11 protein-coding genes are annotated in these 15,596 nt (G+C 75.5%); all 11 read right to left on the bottom strand.

Annotation, left to right across the window (positions count from 1 at the left end):
* Positions 1 to 40 precede the first annotated feature (40 nt).
* From ACWDYF_RS27780 to asnB, 11 genes are read right to left on the bottom strand one after another with little or no spacing between them, the layout of a single operon-like run.
* Positions 41 to 1,702 carry an AMP-binding protein gene (locus ACWDYF_RS27780; RefSeq protein WP_389468258.1) on the bottom strand — a complete coding sequence of 554 codons (1,662 nt, stop codon included), beginning with the start codon at positions 1,700 to 1,702 and terminating at the stop codon, positions 41 to 43.
* Positions 1,699 to 2,340, bottom strand: a complete 642-nt coding sequence (locus ACWDYF_RS27775) for a 4'-phosphopantetheinyl transferase family protein (RefSeq protein ID WP_381741584.1) — start codon at positions 2,338 to 2,340, stop codon at positions 1,699 to 1,701. Before ACWDYF_RS27775 ends, ACWDYF_RS27780 begins: the two co-directional genes overlap by 4 nt.
* Positions 2,337 to 3,647: an acyl carrier protein gene (locus ACWDYF_RS27770; RefSeq protein WP_389468255.1), complete on the bottom strand. Its 1,311-nt coding sequence runs from the start codon at positions 3,645 to 3,647 to the stop codon at positions 2,337 to 2,339. Before ACWDYF_RS27770 ends, ACWDYF_RS27775 begins: the two co-directional genes overlap by 4 nt.
* Positions 3,637 to 4,275: an NADPH-dependent FMN reductase gene (locus ACWDYF_RS27765; RefSeq protein WP_018567222.1), complete on the bottom strand. Its 639-nt coding sequence runs from the start codon at positions 4,273 to 4,275 to the stop codon at positions 3,637 to 3,639. The genes ACWDYF_RS27770 and ACWDYF_RS27765 overlap by 11 nt, the downstream gene beginning before the upstream one ends.
* The gene (locus ACWDYF_RS27760; RefSeq protein ID WP_389468252.1) at positions 4,272 to 6,287 is read right to left on the bottom strand and encodes a carbamoyl phosphate synthase preATP-grasp domain-containing protein; all 2,016 of its coding nucleotides are present in this window, start codon (positions 6,285 to 6,287) and stop codon (positions 4,272 to 4,274) included. The genes ACWDYF_RS27765 and ACWDYF_RS27760 overlap by 4 nt, the downstream gene beginning before the upstream one ends.
* Entirely contained in the window at positions 6,271 to 7,251 is a 981-nt protein-coding gene (locus ACWDYF_RS27755) for a threonine ammonia-lyase (protein ID WP_018567224.1), read from the bottom strand. The genes ACWDYF_RS27760 and ACWDYF_RS27755 overlap by 17 nt, the downstream gene beginning before the upstream one ends.
* Entirely contained in the window at positions 7,238 to 8,587 is a 1,350-nt protein-coding gene (locus tag ACWDYF_RS27750) for an MFS transporter (RefSeq protein ID WP_381741576.1), read from the bottom strand. The genes ACWDYF_RS27755 and ACWDYF_RS27750 overlap by 14 nt, the downstream gene beginning before the upstream one ends.
* Before the next feature lie 34 nt (positions 8,588 to 8,621).
* Positions 8,622 to 9,677, bottom strand: a complete 1,056-nt coding sequence (locus tag ACWDYF_RS27745; RefSeq protein WP_389468248.1) for a MupA/Atu3671 family FMN-dependent luciferase-like monooxygenase — start codon at positions 9,675 to 9,677, stop codon at positions 8,622 to 8,624.
* A gap of 49 nt (positions 9,678 to 9,726) precedes the next feature.
* A complete protein-coding gene (locus ACWDYF_RS27740) occupies positions 9,727 to 11,817 on the bottom strand; it encodes a hypothetical protein (protein WP_389468245.1) in 2,091 nt (696 codons plus the stop codon).
* 14 nt (positions 11,818 to 11,831) lie between these two features.
* Positions 11,832 to 13,616: a carbamoyltransferase family protein gene (locus tag ACWDYF_RS27735; RefSeq protein WP_389468242.1), complete on the bottom strand. Its 1,785-nt coding sequence runs from the start codon at positions 13,614 to 13,616 to the stop codon at positions 11,832 to 11,834.
* Complete coding sequence (gene asnB / locus ACWDYF_RS27730; RefSeq protein ID WP_381741568.1) at positions 13,616 to 15,487, bottom strand: asparagine synthase (glutamine-hydrolyzing); 1,872 nt, start codon at positions 15,485 to 15,487, stop codon at positions 13,616 to 13,618. The genes ACWDYF_RS27735 and asnB overlap by 1 nt, the downstream gene beginning before the upstream one ends.
* Positions 15,488 to 15,596: the final 109 nt, after the last annotated feature.

The raw sequence follows: 15,596 nt of genomic DNA, 5'->3' as shown, positions 1-15,596 counted from the left end.
ACAGCGGGACTCAGCGGGACTCGGCAGGTGTCGGCGGGGCTCAGCGGGCGGCGACGGGCACCGGTGCCGCGGTCCGCCCGTCCGGGGCGGTGAGCAGGTCGAGCAGCAGGCGGCGGTCGGTCTTGCCGTTGGCGTTCAGCGGCATCCGTTCGAGTTCCGTGACGGACCCGGGGCACATGTAGGACGGCAGCGCCCCGGCGGCCAGCTCGCTCAGCGCGGGGCCGAGCCCGGGGTCGCCGGTGTACGCGGCGAGCAGGGTGCCGCCGCCCTCCGGGGCGAGCACCACCACGGCCTCCGTGACCCCCGGGCAGGTGCGCAGCACCGCCTCGACCTCACCGAGTTCGACACGGAAGCCGCGCACCTTGACCTGGTGGTCGAGCCGCCCGAGGTGCACCAGGACGCCGCCCTCGCGGCGGACCCGGTCCCCGGTGCGGTACCACAGGTCCGGGCCCGGCGGTCCGGCCGGGAGCGCGGTGTCCCCGCGCGGCGGGCCGGGTACGCGGGCGAACCGGCCGCGGTCGTCGGCCGGGTCGAGATAGCCGCCGAAGCGCTGCGGGCCGCGCAGCAGCAGCTCCCCCTCGTCGCAGGGGGAGCCGTCGCCGTCGACGACCAGATGGTCGAGGCCCGGGTGGACCGTCCCGACGGGCACGGTGCCGTTGCGGGTGTGCGGCCAGTGCGCCGGGTCGGCGGGCAGCCGGTACCCGGCGCAGGCGACGGTCACCTCCGTGGGGCCGTACAGGTTGCTGAGGGTGCTGTGCGGGGCGGCCCGCGCCCAGCACTCGGCCTGCGCGAGGGTGAGCTGCTCGCCCGCGAAGAAGCTGTGCCGCAGGGTCGGCATGCAGCCGGGGCGCAGGGCGCGGGTGCGCCGGGCCAGGGTGATCAGCGAGGGCACGGAGAACCAGTGCGTCAGGCGGCTCTCCTCGACATAGCGCACCGGGTTCAGCGCGAAGGCGTCCGGCGGGGGCAGGACGAGCGTCGCCCCGGCGGCCCAGGTGGCGAAGAGGTCGTCCACCGAGAGGTCGAAGGTCAGGTCGAAGGTGTGCGAGACCCGCGCCCCCGGACCCAGGTCCCGGGTGCGCAGGGTGTGCGCGAGGTACGCGACGGCCTGGGCGTTGCGGATGGGGACACCCTTGGGTTCCCCGGTGGAGCCCGAGGTGAACAGCAGATAGGCGACCGCGTCGGCGTCGTCCGGCAGCGGCGGCAGATCCGGGGCCTGCCCGGTGCCGTCCGCGACGGGCGGCGGGGCGGGCGGTCCCTGCGGTGCGGCGGTCAGCCGCAGGACCGGCACACCGGGTCCGGGGACGGGCCCGTGTGTGTCGGTGACGACCAGGTCCGGGGCCGCGGCGGCGAGGATGCGGGCGGTGCGGCGGGCCGGGTGGCCGGGGTGGAGCGGGACGACCCGGGCGCCCAGCCGCAGGGCCCCCAGATAGGCGGCGAAGGCGTCGAGGCCGGACGCGGCGTGCAGGGCGACGGTGGCGGGCGGCGCTCCGGTCACACGCAGCAGGCGCCGCGCGAACTCCTCGGCGAGGAGCCGCAGTTCGTCGTAGCGGACACCGCGCTCGCCCAGGTCGACGGCGGTCAGGGCGCCGTGGCGGCGGCTGCTCGCGTCGAACCAGGCGTAGAGCGTCGCGGGCGGCGGCAGGTGCGGCGGAGGTGCCGGGGGTGTCAGAGGCGTCAGGGGCTCGTCCGGGGCAGCTGTCATGGGTTCTTCCTCGGGCCGTACGGTGCCGTGTAGGCGCAGGTCAGGGGGATCCGGGAGGTGTCGTACGGGGCGTGCCAGCGCACTCCCCGCCAGGTGCCGGAGCGCTGGCCGACCGCCACCGGGACGGTCCAGGGCGCCCCGGCCAGACCGGTGCCGAGGGCCTTGACGCAGGCCTCCTGCGCGGTCCACAGCCAGGCGAACGCCGTCTCCTGCTCCCGGCGGGGCAGCGCGGACAGCCGGGCGGCGTCCTCGTCGCCGCAGCAGCGGCGCACCAGCCGCGGCGACAGCGGGCCCGGCACCTCGATGTCGACGCCCACCTCCCGGCCGAGGCCGACGGCGGCGGCGGCCCAGCCGCCCGAGTGGGACAGGCTGACGCCGGTGCCGGAATGCTCCGGCAGATGCGGCCGGCCGCTGTCGCGGGCCGCGATCACCGCGCCGGACAGCCCGGGGGCCAGTGCGGCGAGCAGGGCCCGCAGCAGACTGCGCGCCGCGACGAACTCGACGGCCCGGCCGGGCTCCAGCGCACGGGCGGCGGCCCGGTCGGCGGGGTGGGCGGGCAGAGTGCGCAGGATCCGTGCGCAGGGAGCCGCCGCGTAGTGCACGCCCGGGGCGACGCCGTGGTGCGGGAAGCCCTTCACCGTCCGCCTCCCGCCGCCCCCGCCGGTGCGGTGAGGTGGCGCAGCGCGAGGTCGCGCAGGGTGCCCGCGTCGCGGAGGGTGGCGGCGGTGAGGTCACCGGCGGGCACCTCGATGCCGAGGGCGCTCTCGACGTGCTCCAGGATGTCCACCATCCGGAAGGAGTTGAACCCGGGGACGGAGCTGAACGGCCGCCCGTCGGCCGGTTCGCCGGGCGGCAGCCGCAGCACGGCGGCCAGGGCCTCCCGTACGGCCCGCTCGGCGCGCGCGGCGGGCCCGTCGGCCCCCTGTCCGGCGGGCGGCCGCCCCTCCCGTGTGCCGGGCCCGTCCTGCGCGGGGCGCGCGGGTGCGGCGCCGGCGGCCGGGTCCGCCAGCAGCAGCGCCGTGAACTCCTCGAACAGGCCCGGGGGTTCGTCCTTGCCGCGGGCCGTGCGGCGGGCGGCGAGATAGACGCGTTCGGACAACCGCCGCCACCGCTCGGCGAGTCCGGCGGCCTCCGCGCTCCCGGTGCGCAGGGCGTACAGCCGCCAGGCCCGCACGCCCAGCCACACCTCCAGGTTGAGCCGGTCGTGGGCGTCAGCGCGGTCGGGGTGGTCGCGGTAGGCGCCGACGTAACGGAGCACGGCCGCCGGGCCGGTGGGCTCCTCGGCGGTGCCGGTGGGCCCGGTGCTCCCGGTGTCAGGCAAGACCGGCTCCAGGGCGTACAGGGCGGCGCCCGCCTCGGCGAGCAGGGCGGCCAGCCGTGGCAGCGGAAGCGTCCAGACACCGGGGCGCGCGCCGCCCCACGGGGTGTCGTTGTGGTAGGCGTCGTGCACGGTGGCCCGCCCGGCGCCGTACTCCACCACGAACGAGTGCTCCATGTGCCGCTGCCCGTGGTACGGCACCCAGGGCAGGTGGTAGGCGTCCGCGACGGCGTAGTAGGGGCCGGGGCCGGGCGGCAGCCCGCTGCCGGGGCGCACCCGGTGGAGGCGGCTCACCCGCAGGCCGAGCAGGCGGCGGGCCTCGGCGAGCCGGTCCGCCGCGCTCGCCTCGACGGTGGGCAGCGGCGCCGCGGGCCGGGGCCGGAGCGCGGGCCGGACGCCGAGCCGCAGATGGGTGCCCCGGCCGTGGTGGTGGTCGGCGAGCAGGGCGAGCCCGGTCTGGAGGCAGTCCAGCGCCGCGGCGGACGCCTCGGGCAGAGGCCCGCCGCGGAGCGTCCCGCCGTGCGGCGGCACCGGCCGGACGTCGTACGGACCCGGGGCGGACGCCCGGATCGGGTACGGGCCCGGGTCGGACGTCCGGTTCCCGGACGGGCCCAGGTCAGACGTCATGGGAGGCCCCCGCCCACGTTCCGGCGCCCACCGGTTCCCCGGCCGGGCCGCGCGGCGCCCGCGCCCGGCGGGCGAAGCCGACGACCTCGGCCGCCATCAGGTGCAGCCGGTCCCGCAGTCCGGGATCCACGAGCGCGCCGTCCGCGTCGAACGCGCCCTCGGCCGTGTTCACCGCGACCCCGAGCGGAGTGGGCCAGCCGCGCAGCGCGTGGACGACGTCCCGCAGGGCGCCCAGGGTCGTCATGGCGCCCTGCCAGCCCTGCCCGACCGCGACGCAGCCGACCGCCCGCCCGGACAGATACGGCCGCGGCTCGTCGCGCAGCTCCTCCAGGTAGTCCAGGGCGTTCTTCACCAGTCCGGAGAGCGAGCCGTGGTAGGCCGGGCTGGCGAGCACGACCCCGTCGGCCTCCGCGACCTCGGACAGCAGCCGGAAGACGCCGGGCGGGCGGATGCGCGCGGTCGGGTCGAACAGCGGCACGGCCAGGTCCGCGCCGGCGATCAGCCGGGTGTCGGCCCCCAGCCGCCGTGCCTCCTCCAGCACACAGCGCAGGGCCTGTTCGGCGGAGGAACCGGGCCGGGGCGAGCCGCCGAGGCCGACGATCCTCGGCCGGTGCTGCGGGAACGTCATCGCTTCTCCTCGTGGTCGTGGCCGGTCCGTTCCGAGGGCAGCGGAGCCACCCGGACCCGGTCGTCCAGGACGGCGCCGATGGCCTGGACGCCCGCGCTCAGCGCGCGGACGCCGGTGAAGCAGGGCACGCCCCGACGGGCGGCGGCGGCCCGCACCGCGGCGGCCTCCGCCGGGTCGTCCGCCGGGCCGGGGACACTGAGCACCAGGTCGAGCCGGCCCGCGCGCAGCAGCCGTACGGCGGGGAAGTCCCCGGGCGCGGCGGCGGTCTCGGACCGGGCCGCGGGCAGTGCCTCGGGCAGGGGCGTGACGGGCACCCCCGCGCGGCGCAGCGCGCCGAACGTGTCGCCGTCGGCGAGGAGTTCGAAGCCGTAGGAGGCGAGTCTGCGGGCGGGCAGGATCAGGGGGCGCAGGTCCTGTCCGGCGCCGGACAGACAGGCCCGGCCCTTGGTGGGCAGCGAACCGTGGCGGCCGATGAGGTACTTGGCGTACGCGGCGCCGAAGTCCGGCCCGGCCGCCGCCGTCGCGCCGCCGGGTGTGCCGTCGGGCGGGCCGCCGTCGCCGCCCGCGCGCAGGAACACCCGCGTGGCGGTGTCCGGCCGGGTCCGGGAGCCCTCCGCGGGCAGCAGCCCCTCGGCGCGCAGCTCCGCCAGGGTGGCTCCCAGAGCGATCCGGGCCGCCGCCCGCGCCAGCGGCACGCGCGCGGCGGCGGCGGTGAACGGCGCGGTGTGCGCGGTGCCGGGGACGGCCTCCCTGACGTACAGCGCGTCGCCCGCCGCCGCGAAGCGGACGCTCAGCGCGCCGCGCACCGCCAGCGTCCGGGCGGCCCGCGCGGTCGCCTCGGCCAGCCGGGCGGTACCGCTCGCCCCGAGGGAGACCGGCGGCAGGGCGCACACGGGGGTGCCGCCGTGGTCGTCGTCCAGGTACTCCAGTACGCCCGCCACGGCCAGCTCCCGGCCGTCGTACAGGGCGTCCACACGCAGCTCGACGCAGGCCCGCAGGGCAGGGGCGACGAGGACCGGACCGTCGTCGGCGCGCCGGTGCCACAGCTCGGTGAGGGCGGCCGGGCCGGTGACGGTGTGCGCGGTGCCGCCGGGGCCGTGCGGGCGGGTCACGGCGACGGGGTAGCCGGTGGCGTCGGCGGCGGCCAGGGCCTCGGGCAGGGACGCGGCGGCCCGCCGGGGCGCGGTGCGCAGCCCGGCACCGGCCAGGGCCCGGCCGAGCGCGTCCGGGTCGGCGGCGGTGCGGACCGTACCGGCCGGGAGATCGCTCAACGGGGCTCCGGCGTCCGCGAGTCCGGGCGCCAGGGCGGCCGTGGCGGGTCCGCCGAACTGGCCGAGGACCGCGGCGACGGTGCCCGAGCGGCGCTCCTCGGCCACGGCCTCCAGCACCGTCCGCACGGTCAGCGGCGCCGGGCGGCAGCGGGCGAAGGCGTCGGAGGCGGCCGCCGCCGTGCGCGGGTCGGCGGCGAGGAGCACCGGGGTCCACCCGGCCGCGCGCAGCGCGAGGGCGGCCTCCCGGCAGGAGTGGTCGGCGTCCGCGCCGGTCCGCACGGCCGGGCCCAGCACCAGCACGGTGCCGCGGCCGGGGCCCGCGCCGGGCGCCGCCGGTCCGAAGGCGCCGCCCGGTGCGGGCAGTTCGCGCGGGCGCCGGGCGCGGCCCCGGGCGGTCCGGTCCGGGTCCGCGCCGATGAACTCGACGTCGTACATCTCGGGCACCCCCGCCGAACGCAGGGTTGCCAGCACGGTGTGCGCGGCGGGGCCGCCCAGCTCGGCGAGGACCGCGTCCGGCCGTTCGCGGGCGACGACCCGCTCCACGACGTGCGGGGTGAGCGGTTCGGCGTAGACGGCGTCGGCGGCGTCGGCGCCGGTGAGCACCGCCGGGTGGGAGCCCAGCAGAACGGTGCGCAGCCCGAGCCGGGTCAGGTTCCGGCAGGCCCGTACCGCGTCGGCCGCGAGGTCCGCCCCGCCGCCCGCGAGGACGAGGACGGACCTGGGGTCAGCGCGCCGGGGCATAGGAGTGGTCCACGTGGGGGGCGATGATCCGGTGGAAGCGTTCCTCGTCCACGTTGCCTCCCGACAGCACGACGCCGACGCGCAGGCCGGCCGGGTCCGGGCGCCGGGCGCGGACCGCGGCCAGCGCGCAGGCACCGCTCGGTTCCACGACCAGCCGGCCGTGCCGCCACAACTCGCCCATGGCGGCGGCGATCTCGCTGTCGTCGACGGTGACGACCGAGTCCAGCAGCCGCCGGTTGACCTCGAAGGTGAACCGGCCGGGTGTCCGGTGGCGCAGTCCGTCGGCCAGGGTGTCCGGGGTGCGTACGGACACCCGGTGCCCGGCGCGCAGCGACCGCGCGGTGTCGTCGCCGCCGCGCGGCTCGACGCCGATGACCTCGATGCCCGGGTAGAGCGCCTTGGCCACGGTGGCGCAGCCCGCCGCCAGTCCGCCGCCGCCCACCGGCAGCACGAGCCGGTCCAGCGGGCCGGTCGTGGCGAACAGCTCCAGGGCGAGCGTGCCGTGCCCCGCGGCCACCACCGGGTCGTCGGAGGACGGCAGGACGCTCATCCCCTCCTCGGCGGCGATGCCCGCGGTCAGCGCGTCGCGGTCGTCGTGCACCGGGTCGTACAGCACGACGCGGGCGCCCTCGCGGCGCACCGCGTCGAGCTTCGCCGCCGGGGCGTCGGCGGGCAGCACCAGGACGGCGGGTACGGCCAGGCCGCGGGCGAGGGTCGCCACGGCCCGGCCGTGGTTGCCGGAGGACGCCGCGACGACGCCCCGGCGCAGCGCGCCGGGCGGCAGCGACAGCAGCTTGTTCAGCGCTCCGCGGATCTTGAACGCGCCGGTGATCTGGTGGAGTTCGGCCTTCAGGAAGAGCTGGGCGCCGAGTTCCGTGTCGAACTCGGGCAGCGTGAGCACCGGGGTGCGCACCACACGGCCGCGGATCCGTTCCGCGGCCCGGTACACCTCATTGATCTGCATGGTCGTGTCCCTGGGGAGTCAGGCGGCCGGGCGAGGCGCGGTCCGCGGCGGCGGCGCGGACGGGGGTCTCCCAGACCGGTTCGGGTCCGCGCAGCAGCAGCCGGGGCAGGGCACCGGCGACGGCGACCACGGCGGCCACCGCCCACCAGGCCCAGACGTGGTGCAGCAGGGCGGTGCCGAGCAGGACGGGCCCGATCAGGTCCTGGCCCACCCGCCCGAGGTTGTAGAAGGTGAGGTAACGGCCGCGTGCCTGCGGCGGGGAGAGGGAGAAGGACAGCGGGGTGCTGGCGATGTGCAGGCACTCGCCCGCCGAGTGGGCCACGATCGCCAGGAGCAGCAGCGCGGTGGCCGCCGCCGCGCCGGCGACCGCCCCGGAGGCCGCGTACACCAGACAGGCCACACCGATCGCGGCACCGCTGAGCGCGGACGCCCCGGCGGCGGCGTGGTAGCTGGAGAAGCGGCGGTTGACCGGGATCTGCGCCAGCATGGCCAGCACCCCGTTGACGGCGAGCAGGGCGGTCAGCGCCCAGCGGGGCGCGTCGGTACGGGTGGTGATCCACAGCGGGAGCACCAGTGTCAGCACCGTGTTGTGGGTCAGGAGCGCCGCGTTGACGGCCGTGATCAGCAGATAGGCGGGGCTGCGCAGCGGCGAGCGCACCCCGCTCGCGGGAGGCCGCCGGGGGGCGCCGCGCCCGGTGCCGGTGGCCGCGTCGGCGCTCGCCCGCATCCGTACGAGCAGGGCCGCGGCGGCGACGAAGGAGCCCGCGTTGGCCAGGACGCACGCCTGGTACAGCGACGGCGAGTCCAGCATGACCGGCACCGTCGCGGCCATCGAGCCCAGCACGATCGCCGCGTTGCGCAGGGAGAACACCGTGCCGAGGATGGTCGCCCGGTCCTTCTCGCCGAACAGGGCCGCCATCAGGCTCTGGTTGATGGCCGGGCTCGCCCGGTCGGCCGTGGAGACCAGACAGGTGAGCAGCACGAACGCCCAGTACGGCTTGGCCAGCAGATACATGCTGTAACCGGCGGCCCGCACCAGGAAGAGCAGCATCAGCGCCCGGTGGGCGCCCAGCCGGTCGGCGAGCCGCCCGATCTGCGGACTGATGAGCAGCGCGCAGACGCTGCCCGCCGAGATGCCGAGGCCCACCGAGGTGACCGAGAAGTGCCGCACCAGGGTGAAGAACAGGATGGACGTGGCGCTGTACAGACCCGTCCCGAAGGAGTCGACCCCGGCGGTCAGCAGCAGCAGCCGGGTCTCGCGCCGGCCCAGCATCAGGGTGTCCGCCAGGGCGCGCAGCCGCGCGGCCACGCGCGTGGGGGGCGGTCGGTTCGGCACGGTGGGCTCTCCTTGGCGGTGGGGATCGGGCGGGTCAGCCGTGCCGGGCGGCGAGGGCGCACAGCGGGGCGATCCCGGCGAGGATGCCGTCGGCCGGCAGGCCGAAGTCGATCAGGCAGGCCACCTCGTCGACGCCGGTGGCGGTGAGCCGTTCGACCATGGCGGCGCAGCTGTCGGGGGAGCCGATCAGGGAGCCCTGGTGCAGATAGCGCTCGTAGGTGACGTCGAGGAGTTCCTCGATCAGGTCGGCGGGGATGTCCTCGTCGGGCAGCGACAGACCGCCGCTGATGGTGCCGCCGCCGCCCGCCGCCTGCCGTTCCAGGCCGACGGCGGAGCGCAGGTACTCGCGGAAGGGGGTGCGGGAGCGGGCGACCGCCGTGTCCGCGTCCTCGTCCAGATGGGTGTGGAGCATCAGCGAGACGATGCCGTCCTCGGCCCGGTGGCCGTGCTCGGCGCGGGCCTTGCGGTAGACGTCGATCTTCTCGGCGAGCTGGTCCAGGTCCTGCCCGATGAGGTGGGTGAGCACGTTGACGCCGAGGGCGCCAGCGTCGGCGAAGGTCCGTACGCTGCCCGACGAGGTCAGCCACACCGGCAGTTCCGGCTGCACGGGCCGCGGGTGCAGCCGGACCGCGGTGGGCCGCCCCGCGCCGTTGGGCAGCTCGACGGCGGCCCCGCGCCACAACGACCGTACGGTGTCGAGCTGTTCGAGCATGACGGCGCGCCGGTCGGCGTAGGAGTCCGGGCCGAGGACGAAGTCGTTGGTGTTCCAGCCCGCGCCGAAGGAGACGGCGGCCCGCCCGCCGGACAGGTTGTCGACCACGGACCAGTCCTCGGCGATCCGCACGGTGTGGTGCAGCGGAGAGATGAGACTGCCCGCCCGCAGCTGCATCCGGCTGGTCACCGTGGCCAGCGCGGCGCTGGTGAGCGCCGGGTTGGGGAACACCCCGCCGAACGTGTCGAAGTGCCGTTCCGGGGTCCACACGGCGGCGAGCCCGCCGTCGTCGGCGAGCCGGGCGGCGTCCAGCATCGTGCGGTAGGTCTCGTGGGCGTCGCCCGTGGCGGAGGCGAAGAACATGATGCCGAAACGCATGGTCACTCCAGTTCCCGGGCCCGGCGACGGCCGGCCCGCGGCCAGGTCGTCAGGCCCGTGCGGGGGCCTTGTGTGCGGTGCACGCGAAGACGTGCCCGTAGGACGGCAGTCCCCGCGGCAGCGCCCCGCGCTCCAGGGCCGCGGCCCCGGCGGCGATCTGCTCGTCGCCGCCCGGTTCCGGCAGCGGCCAGGCGATGCCCAGCACGTTGCGGCCGCGGCGCAGCAGCCCGGCGGGCACGGTGAGCGTGCTCTTCGTCCACGCGGTGCCGAGCCGCTGCTCGGCGCAGGGCCTGCCGTTGACGGTGAGGGTGACGGCGGCCTCGCCGGTACGGGGCCTGGGCAGCCGCCAGGTGACGGTGAGCGCGGTGTCCGCCGGGTCGTCGACGACGAGATGGAACTCGCTGGTCAGATCGCGGGCCAGGAGGTAGGCGGCACCGCTGCCGACGGCCGTGCCCAGGCGTTCGCCGAAGGTGGCGGCCTGCGCCTGGTCGGCCAGCAGGTCCACGGTGTCGTCGGCCTGCTCGGCGATCAGCAGCTTCTCGTAGCGCTCCCGTACGTCCGAGCCCGCAGCGGCCAGCACGTCCACCATGGTCTCGCGCAGCGTGTGGTCGGCGAGCTTGCCGGTCAGCCGGGTGTCCCCGGCCACCAGATAGCGGGCGAACTGCGGGAGCACGGCGGAGCGTTCGTAGCTGGCGCACATCCAGTGCGGCGCGGTGCGGGTCTGGTAGTCGAGGTAGTCCTCGATGCGCGCCGCCACCCCGGGATCGAGCTCCAGTGCCCGCTCCAGATGGTGGCGCAGCAGCTCGGCGGGCTGGCCGTAGTGGGCGTTGTGCACCGCGGCCAGCAGATGGGCGGCCGCGGCCTGCGCGGGGGTGGGTCCGCTCGCCGTGGCCGCCAGGGCGGCGGGGTCGGCCGCCGTGCCGCCGGGCGGGGCCGCGGTGACGGCGGCAGCGGCGGCCGCGGCCAGCGCGAGCCCTTCGAAGGAGAGATGGCAGTAGTCGAGGTGGAAGCGGCGGCCGGGCAGGGCGCCGCCGGCCGCGTCCCGGAACAGCCGGGGCAGGTCGACGAGGCGGAAGCCGTGCTCCCGGGCCTTGCGGCGCATCTCGTCCTGGACGACGGCGAGGATCCGCGGCGAGTGCACCGTGAACAGGCCGACGGCGGCGTCCTTCGCCGTCACCAGGGCCTGTTCGCGCAGCGCCTGGTCACCGCACGCGGCGGCGGCGCGGGCCAGCAGCCGGGCGCCCACCGGGCTGGTGCCGCCGTCGAGTCCGGTCAGCTCGCGGGCCAGGTCCAGCGCCTCCCGGTCGCGCCCGGCCCGCAGCGCGTCGGCGGTACGGGCCCGCAGCCGCAGCCAGCGCGGCCCGGCGTCGCCGGGCAGGACGGGACACACCAGGGAGCGTTCGTCCGCCCAGTCGGCGAGGTTGAACTCGGGCACGACCAGCGTCACCGCGGCGCCGCACCCGGCGGCGGTGGCCGCGAGCAGGTCGAGGAAGCGGCCCGAGCGCTCCACCACGAACTCCTGGAAGAGCCGCCCGGCGGCCGGGTAGCCGCCCGCGCGCAGCGCCTCGGCGAGCCGCTGCCCCTGGTGCGGGGTCAGGTCGATGTTGTTCCAGTTGTTGCCCGCGTACACCACCAGGGCGTCGGGCCGCAGCCCGGCGGCTTCCGCGAGGACCCGCTCCAGGTCGCCGAAGTTCGCGTTGGTGCGCGCCAGGTCCAGCACGTCCACGTCGGCGGGGCCGGTGCCCCGGGTGAGCAGTTCGCCCAGGACGCTCGCGAAGCTGAACGCCGGGTCGTAGAAGTAGCCGCGGGCGGCGGACTCGCCGAGGACCACGGTCCGGCCCCGGCCGGGCGTCAGCGGCAGCCGGTCCAGGTCCGCCCAGTACCGCCACTGGTCGCGCAGGGCCGGATCGCGGACGTACTCCTGCCCCGAGCGGCGCCACACGCCGACCGTGTCCGGGCCGGACGGGCCGGACGAGTCGGCGGGGCGGGACGGCTCGGCCGGGGCGGCGGGCGCGGGCGGCCCGGCCGTATCCGGTGTGCCGAGTTTCTGGAGCAGGGCCAGGGCCAGGGTGCCGTTCTCGTCCGACAGCAGTTCGCTCAGGCGCCGCGTGTAGAGGGGATTCAGATCGTGCGTGCTCATGAGGCCGCCTTCGCCTAGAGGAGGGTGTAGACGGAGTCGCTGACCACCGAGGCGCGCGGCGGGCGGGTTCCTTCGAACCAGGTGCGCCAGGCGGCGGGCAGGTTCTCCCGGTCGATCACGAAGTCCTCGAGCACCAGGCAGTCGATGGCCGAGCGCAGGAAGCACAGCAGCGCGTCCTGCGGGGTGCACACGATCGGCTCGCCGCGCAGGTTGAACGAGGTGTTCAGGACGATGGGGCAGTCGGTGCGCGCCTCGAACGCCTTGATCAGGCGGTAGAAGCGGCCGTTGTCGGCCGCGGTGACGGTCTGCACCCGCGCCGAGCGGTCCACGTGGGTGATGGCCGGCAGGTCCAGCGGCGAGATCACCTCGCACGTCTCCAGCATGAACGGCGAGGGATGGTCGAGCCGGAAGTGCTCGGCCGCCTTCTCGGCGAGCACGGCGGGCGCGAACGGCCGGAACGCCTCCCGCATCTTGACGGAGGCGTTGATGCGGTCGCGCATGTCGGCGCCGCGCGGGTCGGCGAGGATGGACCGGCCGCCCAGCGCCCGCGGCCCGAACTCCATCCGGCCGTGGTACCAGCCGACGACCTTGCCCTCGGCGAGCCGCCCGGCGACCGCGTCGAGCAGTTCGGGCTCCCGGCCGCGGAAGTCCAGGAAGCCGCGCGGACCGGCCGCCTCCACGGTCCTGGCCACCTCGGCGGCCGGGACGGGCGGGCCGAGCAGCGCCGAACGCATCCGGGCCGGGGCGATCCGGCTGCCGGTGATCCGCTGGTGGGCCACGGCCGCGGCGCCCAGACTGCCCCCGGCGTCCCCGGCGGCGGGCTGCACGAACACCTCCTCGAACGGCCCCTCCTCGACGACCCGGCGGGTGGCCACCACGTTCAGCGCGACACCGCCGGCCATGCACAGCCGGTCGGAGGGCACCAGGCGCCGGGCGCGGGCGGCCAGCGCGAGCAGGGTCTCCTCGGTGACCAGCTGGAGGCTGCGGGCCAGGTCGCAGTGGACCTGCCCGATCTCCGACTCCGGTTCCCTGGGCGGCACCTGGAGCAGTTCGGTGAGCCGTTCGGTGCCCATGCCGTCGGGGTCGCGGAAGTCGAAGTAGGACAGGTCCAGGGTGAAGGTGCCCTCGTCGGTGACGGTGATCAGCTGCCGCACCCGGTCGGCGAACCGGGGCTCGCCGTAGGGCGCGAGGCCCATCACCTTGTACTCGCCCTCGTTGACCTCGAACCCGAGGTGCCCGGTGATCGTCGAGTACAGCAGGCCCAGGGAGTGCGGGAAGCGGACCTCGTCGACCAGGTCGAGCCGGTCGCCGTCGCCCCGGCCCCAGGTGGTGGTCGCCCACTCGCCGACGGCGTCGACGGTCAGCACGGCCGCGTCGGGGAAACCGGAGTAGTAGTAGGCGCTGGCCGCGTGCGAGAGGTGGTGCTCGACGATCTCCAGCCGCCCGTCGAACCCGAGCACCTCGCGCACGTCCCGGCGCGGCCGGTCCGCGTCGAGCCGGAACAGCGCCTCCGGCCGGGTGTCGGGCACCTTCGGCAGCCCCATCCACAGCTGCCGGTCCAGCTTCTTGACCGGGTCCTCGTAGTACGCCACACAGTCGACGTCGGCGAGGGTCAGCCCCGCCTCGTCCAGGCAGTGCCGCAGCGCCCGGTGCGGTATGCCCGGGTCCTGCTTGACGCGGGTGTAGCGCTCCTCGTGCGCCGCGTTGACCAGCTCCCCGCCCACCAGCACGGCGACCGCCGAGTCGTGGAAGTGCGCCGATATCCCGACGACGACCGGCCCGTCCGCGCGGGCGGCCATCACCGGCCCCGCCGCGGCAGGTCGTACTCGTCGAGCAGCAGGTTGAACGTGATCACAGTCATCAGCAGGTCTTTCTCGAAGGGGACGTTGATCCGGAACCCGGGCCGGGAGTACTCCTCGACGAGCCGGGCGACGGCGCCCGGGTCGAAGTAGCCGTCCGCCTTGATCCGTACGGGATCGAGCAGCGACTCGACGAGTTCGTCCTGCTGCCGCAGGAGGTAGGGGCTGCCGGGCGCGGTGAAGCCGAACTTCTCGCGGTCCACGATCGACGCCGGGATCCAGTCCCGCGCGACCTGTTTGAGCAGGTACTTCTCCTCCAGGCCGCGCACCTTCAGATCCGGCGGCACGCTCGCCACGAACTCCACCAGCTCCCGGTCCAGGAACGGGTGCCTGCTCTCCACGGAGTTGGCGAACGCCATCCGGTCGCCGTGGTCGCCCAGCAGATGGTCGGCCAGGCGCACCTTCAGGTCGATGTAGGAACGGCGGTGCAGCGGGTGCAGCCCCACCAGGCGCTCCCGGTCGAGCAGCGGATGCTCCAGGCAGTCGATGTCCGGGACGTCCTCCAGCAGGCCGTCCGCGTACAGGGCGCGCTTGGTGGCGCGGAAGGCGACGTCGTCGCCCTCGTAGAAGAAGTTCTCGTCGCCCCACACCCGCGCGCGCAGTTCGGCCTCGCGCAGCTCGTCCGGGCCGAAACCGGTCACCTGGCCGCCGCGCACCTGGTCGAAGCGGTAGCCGATGTAGCCGCCGAAGAACTCGTCGGCGCCCTGCCCGGTCAGCACCACCTTGACGCCGTTGTCGTGCACGGTCTCCGACAGCGCCATGGCGGCGGCGTCGAAGGACTCCTTCAGCGGGCACTCGGTGTGCCGGATCACCTGTCTGAGCCGCTCGCTGATCTCGTCGCCGTGGATGAACCGCTCGTGGTGCCCGGTGCCCAGGGCGCGGCTCATCGTGCGCTGGTGGTCGGCCTCGGACAGCTCGCGCTCCGGGAACGCGGCGGAGAACGAGGGGATGTCCGCCTCCGGCATCAGCCGCCGCATGATCGCGCCGACCAGCGAGGAGTCGAGCCCGCCGCTCAGATAGAGGCCCACGCCCACATCGGACAGCAGGCGCTTCTCCACGGACCGGACGAGGAGTTCCTCCAGGCGCTCGGCGTAGTACCGCTCGCTGTGCCGCTCCACGGGCTCGTCGGCGCGCGGGTAGACGAGGTCCCAGTACTTCTCCTCGCGCGGCCGCTCGCCGAGCCGGCACAGCACCGTGGTGCCCGGCGGCACACTGCGCACACCCCGGAACATGGTGCGCGGGCTGACCAGTCCGGGCAGGGTCAGCACCTGGTCGAGACCCACCGGGTCCACGTCGCGTTCCACCGCCGGGTGCTGGAGGATCGCCTTGATCTCGGAGGCGAACACGAGGGTGTCGCCGGTGCTGGTGTAGAAGAGCGGGGTGACCCCGAAGTGGTCCCGGGCGCCCAGGAAGAGGCGCTCGCGCCGGTCGTAGAGCACCAGCGCGAACTGCCCGTCCAGCCGGCGGACGAAGTCGCTGCCGTACTCCTCGTACAGATGCGGCACGACCTCGGTGTCGCAGGTGGTCCTGAAGACATGGCCCCGCGCCGTCAACTGCCGCCGCAGGTCCTGGTGGTTGTAGATCTCCCCGGTGGTCATGGCGACCACGCGGCCGTCCTCGCTGTACATCGGCTGCTGTCCGCCGGCCGGGTCGTTGATGGCGAGCCGGGCGAAACCGAAGGCGACGTGCTCCTCCACATGGGAGCCGAAGAAATCAGGGCCGCGATGCTGGATCGCGTTCTGCATGGACCTGAGCTCGGGGGCCTCGGCGGGAATCGCCTTCGTGCTGATGAAACCGCATAGTCCGCACATTGAAATAGACCGTTCCCCAGTGTCGAAGACGCGAGTGCACACGGCCGCGCCGACTGTGAAGCGGCATGGATCGGCCCATCGGAACGCACTCGGGGACCAGGGAAACGTA

The sequence above is a fragment of the Streptomyces sp. NPDC003284 genome, assembly GCF_053589675.1.
Note: the sequence above shows the minus strand (reverse complement) of the source record. Positions and strands in the feature narration are given on the sequence as shown.

Bases quoted from the DNA above. Each gene is read 5' to 3' on its own strand.
- ACWDYF_RS27780 (WP_389468258.1), bottom strand. From the start codon at position 1,702: ATGACAGCTGCCCCGGACGAGCCCCTGACGCCTCTGACACCCCCGGCA.
- ACWDYF_RS27770 (WP_389468255.1), bottom strand. From the start codon at position 3,647: ATGACGTCTGACCTGGGCCCGTCCGGGAACCGGACGTCCGACCCGGGC.
- ACWDYF_RS27765 (WP_018567222.1), bottom strand. From the start codon at position 4,275: ATGACGTTCCCGCAGCACCGGCCGAGGATCGTCGGCCTCGGCGGCTCG.
- ACWDYF_RS27760 (WP_389468252.1), bottom strand. From the start codon at position 6,287: ATGCCCCGGCGCGCTGACCCCAGGTCCGTCCTCGTCCTCGCGGGCGGC.
- ACWDYF_RS27755 (WP_018567224.1), bottom strand. From the start codon at position 7,251: ATGCAGATCAATGAGGTGTACCGGGCCGCGGAACGGATCCGCGGCCGT.
- ACWDYF_RS27745 (WP_389468248.1), bottom strand. From the start codon at position 9,677: ATGCGTTTCGGCATCATGTTCTTCGCCTCCGCCACGGGCGACGCCCAC.
- ACWDYF_RS27740 (WP_389468245.1), bottom strand. From the start codon at position 11,817: ATGAGCACGCACGATCTGAATCCCCTCTACACGCGGCGCCTGAGCGAA.
- ACWDYF_RS27735 (WP_389468242.1), bottom strand. From the start codon at position 13,616: ATGGCCGCCCGCGCGGACGGGCCGGTCGTCGTCGGGATATCGGCGCAC.
- asnB (WP_381741568.1), bottom strand. From the start codon at position 15,487: ATGTGCGGACTATGCGGTTTCATCAGCACGAAGGCGATTCCCGCCGAG.